Below are 14,218 nucleotides of genomic sequence, written 5' to 3' on the forward strand. Positions count from 1 at the left end.
CGCTAATCCTGTGGCGGATCGAGCGGCGCGTGAACCTGCCGCTGCGCCCAGAAGAAGGAGGCGGCGGCATAAGCGGAGAGCGTCGCCAGGCCGATCGTCCAATAACCGGTAATGGCGAAGGGCAGCATCAGCCAGGCCATGCCCTTGCGTTCGGCCAGGGCAATCCGGCCGGGAATGTCGCCGTCCCCGCTTTCTCCGTGCCGGGCGAGAAGGAAGGCAATCGTCGTGGCGGCCAGCGCGATGCAGCCCCAGCCGCGCGTCGGCGCCAGCGACAGGCTCAACGTCGCCAGCGCCGCGCCGGAAAGCGCCGGGAGAAGGTAGCGCCAGCGACCTTGCCGGGGCGTGGGCTGGAGGCGGAGCGCGGCGATGCGGTCGGCGATGCCGTCCAGGGGGGTGGCGAGAAGCACAAGCACAGCCCCCGCCCACAACCAGTCCTTGTGAAACAGGAAGGCGGCGAGACCGGTGAAGGCGGCAGCGACAAGATGAAGCCACCTGGGCGTGATCGCGCTCGGCATTAGCAAGGCGGTGGCGGCGCGTTCGACGGGCGCCAGCAGGAAGCGGGACGCCCAGTCGGTTCGCGCCCCGGCGGCGCTTTCGACGATCCGGGCCTCCGCCTCGTCGAGATCCTCCTCGCGCTCGGCGATGAGAAGCGGCTCCTCGTCCGCGTCGCGGATGGCGAGCTGGCGGGCGCCGCCCTGCACGGCGCGGCGGAGCAGGGTCGATTGCAGATCCCAGTCCTGGAGCATCGCCGCCGTCCGCCGCAGCAGATCGCCGTCGACCATGGCCAGGCCGGCCCAGCGGGATTGGGCGTCGATCCGCTCGAAGCGGTCGTCGGTGAGATGGTCGGCGATGGTGAGGAGCGCATCCCCTTCCGCGCCGGCGAGGCGATCGAGATGCGACTCCGCGATGACGAGCCCGTCGGCGACGAGCAGCAGCCGGTCTTCGGGCTGGACCGATTCGGCGGCCTCGGCGACGCCGCGGGCGACGATCGCGCGGACGCCCTCGCCGCGCATCCGGTCGATCGCCGCAATAAGGGCGGGCGGCAGCCGCTCGACCAGGATAATGACCGAATCGGCGCCAGCCGCCGCGGCCAGGCGCGCCTGCCGCTCGACGACGGTGCGGCCCGCCAGAGGCAGAGTGGCGCGCAGCCCGTCGCCGGGCTCGCCGCTTTCATGATAGGCGCAGATGAGAGCGGCCAGAGTCACAGGGCCACGATCCCTCCCCAAAACAGAAAGGGCAAGGATAGGCGGCTCCCCGGCCGCTTGCAAAGCGCTTAGCGCGGTCTGCGATCCGATGAGATCGGATCGACCGCACTATTTCTTTGGTTGGCCGCGATTTCCGAGTCATCAGATGATTCCATCTGACTAGAAATCGCTCTGGCGGAACGTCGTCGTGAAATCGTCGATGGCGAGGCCGAGCTTGCGCAGCACGACGGGGTCACCGGGCGCGCCGTCCAGGGCTTCGTCGGCCAGTTCGATCATGCCGATCGCGCCGAAGCTGGCGGCGAGGCTCTTGAGCCGGGAGGCGGAATATTGCCAATTGGCGTCGCAGCGGGCGCGGGCCATCAGGTCGACCTGGCGGGCGGCGCTCTCGACGAAGGCGGCGCGCAATTCGCCCATCAGCTGAGCGTCGTTGCCGACGGCGGCGGCGAGCGATGCGTCGAGGGCTCCGGGATCATAGACCATCGCTCTCCCCTACGCCTGGCGCGTTAACACCACCTTTCGTGGGCTCGCCCTTTCGCGCCACCGCAAACATGATAAGGTCCCCCCATGACGACGGGGGCACAGCGCGCCGAGGCGCAGCCGGACAACGGCATCGCGGACACCGATCGCGGCGATTGGGAAGTCCTTCAGGCAAACGAGGAATCGGCCGAGGCCGTCGAGACCTTCGAATGGGCGGAGGAAGAGCCGGCCGAATCGCCGGCGCGGCCGCGCATCCTGGCGGTCCTGCTCTCGCTTCTGGCCGTTGCATGGGTCGGTATCGTCGCCTGGTCGCTGGCCGTCGCGAGTCCGGAACTCACGCTGTCGGCGCTCGTCCAATGGATCGCCGTCGCCAGCGCGCCGCTGGTGCTCCTTTGCGTGGCATGGCTCGCCTTCGGCCGCACGTCCCGGCGCGAGACCGAGCGTTTCACCCAGGCCGTCGCCGCGATGCGGAGCGAGAGCGCCGCGCTGGAGAGCCTGCTGGCGATCGTCGCCACCCGGCTCGAGGAGAATCACGCCCGGCTGACCAACGAGGCGGCGAAACTGATGACTCTGGGCGACGAGGCATCAGACCGCCTCGGCCGGGTCACCCATTATCTCGCCAAGGAGAGCGCGACGCTCGATCGCAAGGCCGAGGCGCTGGAGATTGCGGCCAACGCGGCGCGGGTCGATATCGGCGTGCTGCTCCAGGACATCCCCCGGGCCGAGGAACAGGCGCGCTCGCTGGCCGGATCGATGCGCGAGACCGGGATCGCCGCGCTCGAGCAGGCCGGGGGCCTGGAAGGGCAGCTTTCGGCGCTGATCGCGCGCGGCCGCGAGGCCGATGAGATCGCCGCCGGTGCGGCCCAGCGCCTCGCCGCTCAGCTCGCCCGGATCGAGAGCAATACCGCGTCCGCCGCCGGGCGAATCGACGAGGCTGCCTCGGGCATGGCGGCGGCGATCGACGGGACCATGGCGCGCGCGGCCGAATCGGTCGATGCCGTCCGCTCGGGCATCGAGGAGCAGGGTGGCGCGATGCTGGCCATGCTCGATCAGAGCCGGGCCGCCTTCGAGCGCGCCGGCGAGGATGCGACTCGGAACCTGACGCACCGGCTGGAGACGATCAGCGGCAAGATTCAGGAACTGGCCGGCCATCTGGCGGCGCAGGACGCGGCCAGCCAGGCGCTGGTCACCGGCCTCGCGCGCGACCTCACGGACCTCGACGAGCGCTTCGTCCGTCTGACCGAATCGGGCAGCAGCGGCGCGGAGCTGATGACCGGATCGTTCGAGACGGTGCGCGGCTGCGTCCAGCAATTGTTCGAAGAGCTCGGCGGAAGCCACGATCGGGCGCGGGCCCTGATCGAGCGCAGCGAGGAAATGGCGCGCGCGCTCGCCCAGATCGGCGACCGGCTCGACGGTGAGATTCCCGCATCGCTGGCGCGGGTCGAAGAACAGGCCGGGCGGACCCGGGAGACCGCCGTGGCTTTGGCTCCCGAGGTGGAGGCGATCCAGGTATCCGCGGACCGGGCCGCGGCACGGCTCACTTATGCCGAGGACAGCATCGCGCGGCAGCGCGAGGCGCTGGAAGCGATGCTGGCGATCGTCAACGACGGCGTCGGCAGCGCCGAGGAGCGGCTGCAATCGCTGGCCCGCGCGGTCGGCGAGGCGGACGAAGCCACCGCCAGGATCGTCGGCGAGACGACGGGCGAGCTGGTCGACGCTTTGGTGCGGGTGCGCGACACCGCGAACCAGGCGGCCGAGAAGGCGCGCGAGGCCATTGGGGCGGTCATCCCCGAAAGCGCGGCGGCGCTCGGCGAAGCGAGCCGCAAGGCGGTCGGCGAAGCGGTCGGCGCCGAAGTGACCCGCCAGATGGGCGAGCTGGGCGAGGTCACGGAGCGCGCGGTCGAGACGGCGCGTCACGCGTCGGAGCGGCTGACCCGGCAGATGCTCACCATCGGCCAGGCCGCCGCCGCCGTCGAGGCGCGGATCGACGAGGCGCGCCGCGAACGGCAGGAGAAAGAAGGCGAAGCCCTCTCCCGCCGCGTCGCTTTGCTGATCGAATCGCTCAATTCGACCGCCATCGACGTCACCAAGATCCTGTCCAACGACGTCACCGACAGCGCCTGGCAGGCTTATCTGAAGGGCGATCGCGGAGTGTTCACGCGCCGCGCGGTGCGGCTGCTCGACACCACCGAGACTCGCGAGATCGTCCAGCATTACGAGGCCGAGCCGGAATTTCGCGACCAGGTCAATCGCTACATTCACGATTTCGAGGCGATGCTGAGGCGCATCCTGATCGATCCGGACGGTTCGGCGCTGAGCGTCACGATCCTGTCGTCCGACATGGGCAAGCTCTACGTGGCACTCGCCCAGGCGATCGAGAGGTTCAGGAACTGATTTCTATCGCGTCCAGTCGAAGAATCCGACGCCGACCCAGCCATAGATGTAATTGGCATAAAAGAGCCCGAACAGGATCGCCGACAGGATCGTCGCGCGCAAGGCGGCGCGGCCGAAGCTGAAGCTGTGGGGAGCGCTGTCGGCGTGGCCGGGGAGCACCTTCTCCCCCTCCTCCTCGCTGGTGCGGACGCCGAAGGGGAGAACGAGGAACAGGCTGATCGTCCAGAACAGGAAGTAGATAGCGATGATCGAGCCCAGCTGCATGGTCAGACCCTGACGATCAGCACATCGACGATCGGCTTCTTGCCGGTCCACTCGGTGGCGCAGCGGCGGACGGCGAGGCGGATGCCTTCGCGGAGCTTGTCCTCGTTACCGCCATTCTTGCCGGCCGCGCCGGCGGCGGCGTCGCAGGCCTCCGCGATGAAGGCGTCGCGATCCTCTTCGACCGGCACGCCTTCGAGCGCGATGCGGACCTCGCCCTGCACCCGGTTCGATCGATCCATTGCCACCGCGACCGAGATGATCCCGTTGGCGGCGAGCTTGCGGCGCTGATTCATCGTCGCGCCGTCGGCGGCGAGGATGACGTCGCCGTCGAGGATCAGCCGGCCGACTCTCTCGTCGCCGGTCTTGGCCGGGCCATTGGGCGCGAGGCGGACGATCTCGCCATTTTCCTGGACCATGCTCTTGGGCACGCCCTGTTCGAGCGCGAAGCGGCGATGCTCGTGGAGATGGCGCGTCTCGCCATGGACCGGGATCAGCATTTCCGGCTTCAGCCAGTGATACATGGCGGCGAGCTCGGGCCGGGCGGGATGGCCCGAGACGTGGACATGGGCCTGGCGCTCGGTGACCGTCTTGACGTCGGCCTTGGCGAGCGCGTTCATGATCCGGCCGATGGCGAGCTCGTTGCCCGGTATCTGCTTGGACGAGAAGATGACCGTGTCCTCGGCGTCGAGCTTGATCTTGTGGCTGTCGAACGCGATCCGGGCGAGCGCGGCGCGCGATTCGCCCTGCCCGCCGGTGGCGACGATCATGATCTCGCGCTTGGGAAGCGCCATTGCCTCCTCGAAGCTGACCGTCTCGGGGAAATCGAGGAGATAGCCGGTCGCGCGTGCGACCTTGAGGATGCGGTCGAGCGAGCGCCCGGCGACGCAGACCTTGCGGTTGGTGGCGCGGGCGACCTTGCCGAGCGTGTGGAGCCGGGCGGCGTTCGACGCGAAGGTGGTGACCAGCACCCGGCCCTTCTGCGCCGCGACGACATCTTCCAGGCCGCCGCGCACGGTCGCTTCGGAGCCGGACGGCTCGGCGTTGAAGACATTGGTCGAATCGCAGACCAGAGCGAGCACGCCGGCATCGCCGATCGCGCTCAGTTCCTCGTCGCTGGTCGGGCGGCCGATCTGCGGCGCGGCGTCCAGCTTCCAGTCGCCGGTGTGGACGACCTTGCCGTGCGCGGTCTCGATCAGCAGGGCATTGGCCTCGGGGATCGAGTGGGCGAGCGGCAGGTAGCGAATGCCGAACGGGCCGAGATGGAGGCTGCCGCCCAGGTCGACGATGTTGAGCTCGACCTCCCCGAGCAGACCTTCCTCCTCGAGCTTGCCGGCGATGAGCCCGGCGGTGAACGGGGTCGCGTAGAGCGGCACGCCCAAATCCGCGGCGAGATAGGGGATGGCGCCGATATGATCCTCGTGGCCGTGGGTGAGCACGATGCCGAGCAGGTCCTTCCGCCGCTCCTCGATGAAGCTCAAATCGGGCAGGATCACCTCGACTCCCGGATATTCGGGATCGGCGAAGGTGATGCCGAGATCGACCATGATCCACTTGCCCTGTGTCCCGTAGAGATTGACGTTCATGCCGATCTCGCCCGAGCCGCCGAGCGCGAGGAAGAGGAGTTCGTTGCCGGGTTTGGTCACTGGAAGATTCCTGTTTGCGTTTCCCGCGAAAGCAGGAAGTGAAATGGCCGTCATGCTGAACTTGTTTCAGCATCCATGCCTGAGCCCCCGAGCGGATGTCGAGATGGACCCTGAAACAAGTTCAGGGTGACAAAGTGCAGCGAGCGCTCGGGCTAAATCCGGCTCCGCTCGTAAAGCAAGCCGAGGCCCTGGATGGTGAGGTCCGGCTCGATTGCGTCGAACACCGATGTATGGTCGTTGAAGAGCACCGCAAGGCCGCCGGTGGAAATGACCTTCACCGGCCGGCCGATCTCCGCCTTCATGCGGCCGACCAGCCCTTCGATCATCGCGACATAGCCCCAGAAGATGCCGATATGCATCTGCTCCTCGGTGGTGCGGCCGATGACGCCCCGGCCCTCCGGCGCCTCGATGGCGATGCGGGGGAGCTTGGCGGCGGCCGTGACCAGGGCTTCCAGGGACAGGTTGATACCCGGCGCGATGATGCCGCCTTTATAGGCTCCCGAATAATCGACCACGTCCAACGTGGTGGCGGTGCCGAAATCGACGACAATCAGATCACCCGGATGAAGCGCGTGGGCGGCAATGGCATCGAGCACGCGATCGGCCCCGACCGTCTTCGGCTCGACCACGTCAAGCGCAACGCCCCATTCGGCGGGTGCCTCGCCCGCGATCAGGGCCTCGACGCGGAAATATTTGGAGGCGAGCACCTGGAGGTTGTGCAGGGCTTTCGGGACGACGGTGGCGACGATGACGGCGGTGACGTCGCCGGCGGCATAACCCTCCAATGCGAGCAACTGGTGCAGCCAGACGGCATATTCGTCGGCGGTGCGCCGGGGATCGGTCGCGATCCGCCATCGCGCCCGGATCTCGCGATCCTTGACCAAAGCGAACACGACATTGGTGTTCCCGGCATCGATGGCGAGCAGCATGGCAGCTTCCCTAGCGAGGCTCGGCGGAATTGGCGAGTGGGTCCTAAATTAGAAATACGTCGCCTGCGTGAATGACACGCATGGAACCATCCGCGAGACGGAGGCGGAGGGCGCCGGTTTCGTCGAGGCCGTCGAACAGCCCTTCTCCTTCCGGCGTGCTGAGCGCCGTACCGATCGGGTGAGCGGCGGCGAGCCATTGGGCGCGGATGGGGGCCAGGCCTTCGGTTCGCCAGCGGTGGAGCCAGCGGGCGAGGCTTTCGACCAGCATTTCGAGGAAGATCGCGGGGTCGGGGGCGGCGCCGGTGAGGGCGGTGATGCTGGTGGCGGGGCGGCCGACGTCTTGCGGATGGTGCGCGAGGTTGACGCCGAATCCGATCACCACCGCGTCGCCGGCGCGCTCGAGGAGGATGCCGGAGAGCTTAGCGCCGCCCACCAGGAGGTCGTTGGGCCATTTGATCCGTAATCCGCTCAGTCCATCGTCATTCCCGCGAAAGCGGGAATCCCGCTTCACTTGCGGTGCTGAAGAACAAGCGGGATCCCCGCTTTCGCGGGGATGACGGATAAGCTGAGCAACCACCTCGTGTAGCGCCACGGCGGCCACCAAAGCGAGTGTGGGCGCCGGGGGATCGTCCTTGCGCACACGCACCAGGGTGCTCGCATAGAGATTGCCCTCCGGGGAGCGCCAGTCCCTCCCCTGCCGCCCGCGGCCGCCGGTCTGGCGCTCGGCGCGGAGCCAGAGGCCTTCGGGCGCGCCGTCGCGGGCGAGGGCGGCGACATCGTCATTGGTCGAGCCGGTTTCGGGGACGGTGCGGATGTCTGCCACGGCCCTCCCCTATCCGTTCGGGCGGAGCCTGTCGAAGCCCTGTCTGTTCCTTCGAGGCCCCGTCGCAAGAACAAGGCAGCCCTTCGACAGGCTCAGGGCGAACGGCTCTCTTTGAGCACCCCTTTGGGGGATCAGAACAAAGCCCCCGCCGCGTTCAGGGTCGCCGCGTCCAGCAGCGGGATCGAGAGATAGCCGAGCGGGGAGACGAACAGGGCGGCGAGGAGGATCAGAACGCCTTCGATGCGGGCGGGGCTGCGCTCATAGGCCGGCGCCGGCTCGTCGAAGTAGATCGTCTTGACGATCATCAGATAATAAAAGGCGCTGATCACCGAGGTGGCGATGCCGATGGCGGCGAGCCAGGTGAGGTTGGCCTCGACCGCCGCCGTGAAGACCAGGAATTTGGGCCAGAAGCCGAACAGAGGCGGCACGCCCGCCAGGCTGAACATGAAGACCGCGAAGGCGGCGGCGAGCGCGGGATTGGTGCGCGACAGGCCGGAGAGCGACGCGATCGTCTCGACCGGGCGTCCGTCGGCGTCGCGCATGCGCTGGACGCAGAGGAAGGCGCCAAGCGTCATGACGACATAGACCGCCATGTAGAAGAGCACCGAGGCGACGCCCTCGCGCGTGCCGGCGGCGAGGCCGATGAGGGCGAATCCGATATTGTTGATCGAGGAATAAGCGAGCAGCCGCTTGATGTTGGGCTGGCTGATCGCGGCGACGCCGCCGAGGATGGTGGAGGCCAGAGCCATGAAGATGATGATCTGGCGCCAGGCGTCCGTCGCCGGCCCCATCGCCTCGATGACGACCCGGGTGAGCAAGGCCATGGCGGCGACCTTGGGGGCGCTGGCGAAGAAGGCGGTGACGGGCGTCGGCGCGCCTTCATAGACGTCGGGAGTCCACATGTGGAACGGCACGGCGCTGACCTTGAAGGCGATGCCGGCGAGGACGAAGACGATGCCGAACAGCTCTCCGGTCGAAACGCCATCGCGGCCCAGAGCCACCGCAACGTCCCCGAACAAGGTCGAGCCGGTGAAGCCGTAGAGGAGCGAGATGCCGTAGAGCAGGATGCCGCTCGCGAGCGCGCCAAGCACGAAATATTTGAGGCCGGCCTCGGCCGAGCGCGTGTCCTTGCGCTGGAAGGAGGCGAGGACGTAGGCGGCTAGGCTCTGCAACTCGAGGCCGACATAAAGCGTGAGCAGGTCCCCGGCCGAGACCATCATGCCCATGCCGACGCCCGACAAAAGCACCAGCACAGGATATTCGGCGCGGAAATCCCGGTCGCGGCCGAACCAGCCGGAGGCGGCGACGAGCGCGACGGCGGCGGCGATGTAGATGAGGATCTTAGAGAAGGCGGCGAAGCTGTCGGCGACGAACAGGCCATCGAACCCGACGGCGCCCGCGTCGCGGATGCCGGGCACGAACAGGGCCGCCACGACGAACGCGGCAATTGCGAGCCAGGTGGCGATCTTCGCGGATTTGTCGCCCCCATAAGCAGCAACCATCAGCAGCGCGAGCGCGCTGAGCGTGAGGATGATTTCGGGGAGCGTAAGGGCGAGGGAGTCGGTCATTCTGAAATCGTCATTCCAGCGAAAGCTGGAATCTCCCTGCTCTTGGCCACGGAAGAAGAAACGAGATCCCGGCTTTCGCCGGGATGACGGGAGGTGGTGGCGCGTCCCGTCATCAATGCGCTCCCGCTTCGGGTTCGTGGGCGCCGCTGTCGCCCGTGGGCGCGGCGGCTGCGCCGGTGGCGAGCTGGGCGTCGCCTTCGGGGTTGGCGCGGTCGATGCGGGCGAGGAGGATGCCGACATCGTCGCGCATCGGGGCGAGGAAGCTCTCGGGATAGACGCCCATCCAGAGCACCACGGCGGCGATCGGCGCGAGGATCAGCATTTCGCGCTTGTTGAGGTCCGGCATGGCGGCGACGTCGGGCTTGTCGAGCTTCCCATAGGCGATGCGCCAATAGAGGTAGAGCATGTAGGCGGCGCCGAGAATGATGCCGGTCGTCGCCACGAACGCGACCCAGCTGTTCGCCTCATAGGCGCCGACCAAGGCGAGGAACTCGCCGACGAAGCCGCTGGTGCCCGGCAGCCCGATGGACGCCATGGTGAAGAGCAGGAACAACAGGGAATAGGCCGGCATGTTGTCGGAGAGGCCGCCGTAGCGGTCGATCTCGCGGGTGTGGAGGCGGTCGTAGATGACGCCGACGCAGAGGAACAAAGCGCCCGAGACGAGGCCGTGGGAGAGCATCACGATCAGCGCGCCCTCGATCCCCTGCCGGTTGAAGGCGAAGAGGCCGATGGTGACGAACGCCATGTGCGCGACCGACGAGTAAGCGATGAGCTTCTTCATGTCCTTCTGCACCAGCGCCACGAGCGAGGTGTAGACGACGGCGACCATCGACAGGCCCATGACCAGCCAGACGAGCTGGGCCGAGGCTTCGGGGAACATCGGCAGCGAGAAGCGGACGAAACCGTAGCCGCCCATCTTCAAGAGCACGCCGGCGAGGATGACCGAGCCCGCCGTCGGCGCCTGGACGTGCGCGTCGGGAAGCCAGGTGTGGACGGGCCACATCGGCATCTTCACCGCGAAGGACGCGAAGAAGGCGAGCCACAGCCAGGTCTGCGCTTCGGGCGGGAAATCCGTGTTGAGGAGGGTCGGGATGTCGGTGGTGCCGGCGTAATTCACCATCCACAGCATCGCGATCAGCATCAGCACCGATCCGAGCAATGTGTAGAGGAAGAATTTGTAGCTGGCGTAGATGCGGTTGGCGCCGCCCCAGATGCCGATGATGAGGTACATCGGGATGAGGCCGGCCTCGAAAAAGATGTAGAAGAGGAAGATGTCCTGCGCCATGAAGACGCCGATCATCAGCGTCTCCATGAACAGGAAGGCGGCCATATATTCGGGCACGCGCTTCTCGATCGCTTCCCACGAGGCGAGGATGCAGATCGGCATCAGGAAGACCGACAGCATGATCAGCATCAAGGCGATGCCGTCTATGCCGAGCGCCCAGGCGAAGCGCCCGAACAGGTCGAGATGCTCGACGAACTGCCACTGCGCGCCGCCAATGTCGTAATTGACCCAGAGGACGAGCCCGAGGGCGAGATCGATGAGCGTCGCGGCGAGCGCGAGCCAGCGGGCGCCGTTGGCGCCGAGATAGAAGCAGGCGATCGCGGCCGCCATCGGGATGGCCAGCATCAGGCTGAGAATGGGGACGCCGAGTTCGGTCATTTGACGTGCATTCCAAAGCCGTTCGCCCCGAGCGAAGTCGAGGGGCCCTTTCGAGCGAAGCCGAGAACTCTTCCGTCCCTCGGCTCCGCTCGGGAGGATGTCTCGACTTCGCTCGACACGAACGGGTGGTTCGTTACCTCCCTCATCGCGTCATCGCCCAGGTCGTGGCGGCGGCGAGGCCTAAAAGCATCACCAGCGCATAAGTGTAGAGATAGCCGGACTGGAGCCGGGCAGTGAGCCTGTTGCCGCCGGCGACGAGCGCCGCGGCGCCGTCCGGGCCGAAGCGGTCGATCGTCCCTTCATCCCCCTTCTTCCAGAAGAAGCCGCCAATCCAGAAAGCCGGACGCACGAACAGGAAGTGGAAGATCTCGTCGAAATACCATTTGCGCAGGAAGAAGGTGTAGAGGACGCGCATATGCTCGCTGACCTTGCGCGGCAGATCGGTGCTCCAGATGTAGAAGGCGAGCGCGGCGAGAAGGCCCAGCGCCATGGCGACGGTGGCGGAGAGCTTCACCCACATCGGCACCTCGTGCATTTCGTGCATCAGATGCGCGTCGAAGGCGATGCTTCCGGCCCAGAAGGCGGCGCCCTCTTCCGGATAGAGGAAGGGATAAGCGAACAGGATGCCGGCGAAGACCGCGCCCAGCGACAGGACGGCGAGCGGCACCAGCATCGTCCAGGGGCTCTCGTGCGGATGATAGCCGCCAGTGCCGGTCGTCGCCGTCTTGTGTCCCGCCGTCGCCGCGATGGCGCCCTGGTCGACATGCGCCTCGTCGCTGTCGGTCGTGCCTTCGGAGCCGGGTTCTTCATGGACGTGATGGATCGCATGCTGGATATGCTCCGAGGCCGCCCACCGCGCCTTGCCCCAGAAAGTGAGGAACATCAGCCGCCAACTGTAGAAGCTGGTGAGCAGAGCCGCAAAGACGGTGACGACGAAGGCGAAGCCGCCGACGGTCGAGCCGCTGGCGAAGGCGGCCTCAATGATCGCATCCTTGGAATAGAAGCCGGCGAACCCGAACACGCCGTAAATTCCGACGCCGGTGATCGCCAGCGTGCCGATCAGCATCGCCCAGAAGGTGAACGGAATCTCGCGGCGGAGCGCGCCGTAATAACGCATGTCCTGCTCGTGGTGCATCGCGTGGATGACCGATCCCGCGCCGAGGAAAAGGAGGGCCTTGAAGAAGGCGTGCGTGAACAAATGAAACATCGCCGCGCCATAGGCGCCGACGCCCGCGGCGACGAACATGTAGCCCAGTTGCGAGCAGGTCGAATAAGCGATGACCCGCTTGATGTCGGTCTGGACGAGGCCGACGGTGGCGGCGAACAAAGCGGTTGCGGCGCCGATGAAGGTGACGACGGCGAGAGCGGTCGCGCTTGTCTCGAACATCGGCGAAAGGCGGCAGACCATGAACACGCCGGCCGTCACCATCGTCGCCGCGTGGATAAGGGCCGAGACGGGCGTCGGGCCCTCCATCGCGTCCGGCAGCCAGGTGTGGAGGCCCAATTGCGCCGACTTGCCCATCGCGCCGATGAACAGGAGGATGCAGAGCAGGGTCATCGTGTCCACGCGCGCGCCCAGGAAGCCGATCGTCGAGCCGGCCATGCCGGGCGCCGCCTCCAGGATCGCCGGGATCGAGACGGTGCCGAACACGAGGAATGTGCCGAAAATGCCGAGCAGGAAGCCGAAGTCGCCGATGCGGTTGACGACAAATGCCTTCATCGCCGCCGCGTTGGCCGACGGCTTGTGATACCAGAAGCCGATCAGGAGGTAGGAAGCGAGACCGACGCCTTCCCAGCCGAAAAACATCTGGACGAGATTGTCCGCCGTCACCAGCATCAGCATCGCGAAGGTGAAGAGCGAGAGGTAGGCGAAGAACCTGGGCTGGCTGTCGTCCTCCGCCATGTAGCCCCAGCTATAGAGGTGGACGAGGCTGGAGACGGTGGTGACGACGACCAGCATCACCGCCGTCAGCGTGTCTACGCGGAGGCTCCAGTCGACGACGAGGTCGCCGGAGCGGATGAAGCTGAGGACCGGCTCGACATATTCGGTGAGGTCGCCGGAGAGAAAGCCGAGGAAGATAGGCCAGCTGAGCGCGCACGAGACGAACAAAGCGCCGGTCGTGATGAGCTTGGCGAGCGTATTGCCCAGCGCGCGGTTGCCGAGCCCGGCGATGATCGCGGCCAGAAGCGGCAGGAAGACGATGAGCTTGATCATGACCTGTCCGTCACCCCAGCCAAGGCTGGCGTCTCATTGCCTTTGGGAAGGGAGATTCCAGCTTTCGCTGGAATGACGAGGAAGTGGGAACGCACCACCATCACCCCTTCATCTGGTTGATGTCGTCGACCGCGATCGTGCCGCGGCCGCGGAAATAAATGACGAGGATGGCAAGCCCGATCGCCGCCTCGCCCGCCGCCACGGTCAGCACGAACATGGCGAAGACCTGGCCGACCATGTCGCCCAGATAAGCAGAGAAGGCGACGAGATTGATGTTGACCGCGAGCAGGATGAGCTCGATCGCCATCAGGATCACGATGACGTTCTTCCGATTGAGGAAGATGCCGAACACGCCGAGCACGAACAGGATCGCGCCGACCGCGAGGTAATGTCCCAGGCCGATCACAGCTCCACCCCCTGCCCCACCGGCTGGTCGATATTGCGCGTCGCGTCTTGCGGGCGGCGGCGGTTCTGGGCGCTGATATTCTGCGGCCGGGTGCCGCCGCGCTTCCTGTGGGTGAGGACGATAGCGCCGATCATCGCCACCAGCAGGACCAGGCCCGCGGCTTCGAAGATGTAGAGATAGCGCGTGTAGAGAATGGTGCCGAGCAACTGGATGTTCGGTATGCCGGCGTCGACCGGTGCGACCCTGGCGTCCGCGCCGATATCCCCCGCATTCCAGGCGGCGACCGCGAAGGCGATCTCGGCCAGCAGGACCAGCGCCAGCAGCGTGCCGAACGGCAGATATCGGGCGAATCCGGCGCGAAGCTCCGCGAAATCCACGTCGAGCATCATCACCACGAAGAGGAACAGCACCGCGACCGCGCCGACATAGACGATGACCAGCAGCATGGCGATGAACTCGGCCCCCAGGAGCAGGAACAGACCCGCCGCGTTGAAGAAGGCGAGGATCAGCCACAGCACGCTGTGCACCGGGTTGCGCGACGCGATCGTCATCACGCCCGAGGCGATGACGACGGTCGCGAACAAATAGAAGGCGACGGCTTCGATCACAGCGTCATTGCCCCCCGCTTCGT

At 66.5% G+C, this 14,218-nt stretch carries 12 protein-coding genes; 1 reads left to right on the forward strand and 11 read right to left on the reverse strand.

Going from position 1 to position 14,218, the window contains the following annotated elements; translation table 11 throughout:
• Nucleotides 1-2: 2 nt before the first annotated feature.
• Together ACFQRC_RS02365 and ACFQRC_RS02370 are read right to left on the reverse strand one after the other, a co-directional pair.
• On the reverse strand, nt 3-1,205 hold the full coding sequence (locus ACFQRC_RS02365; protein ID WP_379957360.1) for a hypothetical protein: 1,203 nt from the start codon (nt 1,203-1,205) through the stop codon (nt 3-5).
• A 159-nt stretch (nt 1,206-1,364) separates the two neighbouring features.
• On the reverse strand, nt 1,365-1,685 hold the full coding sequence (locus ACFQRC_RS02370) for an Hpt domain-containing protein (RefSeq protein WP_379957362.1): 321 nt from the start codon (nt 1,683-1,685) through the stop codon (nt 1,365-1,367).
• A gap of 84 nt (nt 1,686-1,769) precedes the next feature.
• On the opposite strand from ACFQRC_RS02370, the gene ACFQRC_RS02375 reads away from it, so the two are divergent.
• Complete coding sequence (locus ACFQRC_RS02375; protein ID WP_379957364.1) at nt 1,770-4,076, forward strand: hypothetical protein; 2,307 nt, start codon at nt 1,770-1,772, stop codon at nt 4,074-4,076.
• Nucleotides 4,077-4,079: 3 nt separating this feature from the next.
• Here ACFQRC_RS02375 and ACFQRC_RS02380 read toward each other — a convergent pair whose 3' ends face one another.
• From ACFQRC_RS02380 to ACFQRC_RS02420, 9 genes are all read right to left on the reverse strand, one after another.
• Nucleotides 4,080-4,340: a DUF1467 family protein gene (locus tag ACFQRC_RS02380; RefSeq protein ID WP_379957366.1), complete on the reverse strand. Its 261-nt coding sequence runs from the start codon at nt 4,338-4,340 to the stop codon at nt 4,080-4,082.
• A gap of 2 nt (nt 4,341-4,342) precedes the next feature.
• Nucleotides 4,343-5,983, reverse strand: a complete 1,641-nt coding sequence (locus tag ACFQRC_RS02385; RefSeq protein WP_379957368.1) for a ribonuclease J — start codon at nt 5,981-5,983, stop codon at nt 4,343-4,345.
• 152 nt (nt 5,984-6,135) lie between these two features.
• Nucleotides 6,136-6,912 carry a type III pantothenate kinase gene (locus tag ACFQRC_RS02390; protein ID WP_379957370.1) on the reverse strand — a complete coding sequence of 259 codons (777 nt, stop codon included), beginning with the start codon at nt 6,910-6,912 and terminating at the stop codon, nt 6,136-6,138.
• A gap of 43 nt (nt 6,913-6,955) precedes the next feature.
• Nucleotides 6,956-7,735, reverse strand: a complete 780-nt coding sequence (locus ACFQRC_RS02395) for a biotin--[acetyl-CoA-carboxylase] ligase (protein WP_379957372.1) — start codon at nt 7,733-7,735, stop codon at nt 6,956-6,958.
• 131 nt (nt 7,736-7,866) lie between these two features.
• Nucleotides 7,867-9,303 (reverse strand): NADH-quinone oxidoreductase subunit NuoN, encoded by a 1,437-nt coding sequence (gene nuoN, locus ACFQRC_RS02400; protein WP_379957374.1) that lies wholly within the window; start codon nt 9,301-9,303, stop codon nt 7,867-7,869.
• Between the two features lie 112 nt (nt 9,304-9,415).
• Complete coding sequence (locus ACFQRC_RS02405; protein ID WP_379957376.1) at nt 9,416-10,966, reverse strand: NADH-quinone oxidoreductase subunit M; 1,551 nt, start codon at nt 10,964-10,966, stop codon at nt 9,416-9,418.
• Nucleotides 10,967-11,108: 142 nt separating this feature from the next.
• Nucleotides 11,109-13,181, reverse strand: coding sequence for an NADH-quinone oxidoreductase subunit L (gene nuoL, locus ACFQRC_RS02410; RefSeq protein WP_379957378.1), 2,073 nt, complete (start codon nt 13,179-13,181; stop codon nt 11,109-11,111).
• Nucleotides 13,182-13,281: 100 nt separating this feature from the next.
• The gene (gene nuoK / locus ACFQRC_RS02415) at nt 13,282-13,587 is read right to left on the reverse strand and encodes an NADH-quinone oxidoreductase subunit NuoK (protein WP_379957380.1); all 306 of its coding nucleotides are present in this window, start codon (nt 13,585-13,587) and stop codon (nt 13,282-13,284) included.
• Nucleotides 13,584-14,195 (reverse strand): NADH-quinone oxidoreductase subunit J, encoded by a 612-nt coding sequence (locus tag ACFQRC_RS02420; protein WP_379957382.1) that lies wholly within the window; start codon nt 14,193-14,195, stop codon nt 13,584-13,586. The genes nuoK and ACFQRC_RS02420 overlap by 4 nt, the downstream gene beginning before the upstream one ends.
• Between the last annotated feature and the right edge of the window lie 23 nt (nt 14,196-14,218).

It is taken from the genome of Enterovirga sp. GCM10030262 (genome assembly GCF_042666435.1).
GTDB lineage: Bacteria > Pseudomonadota > Alphaproteobacteria > Sphingomonadales > Sphingomonadaceae > Allosphingosinicella.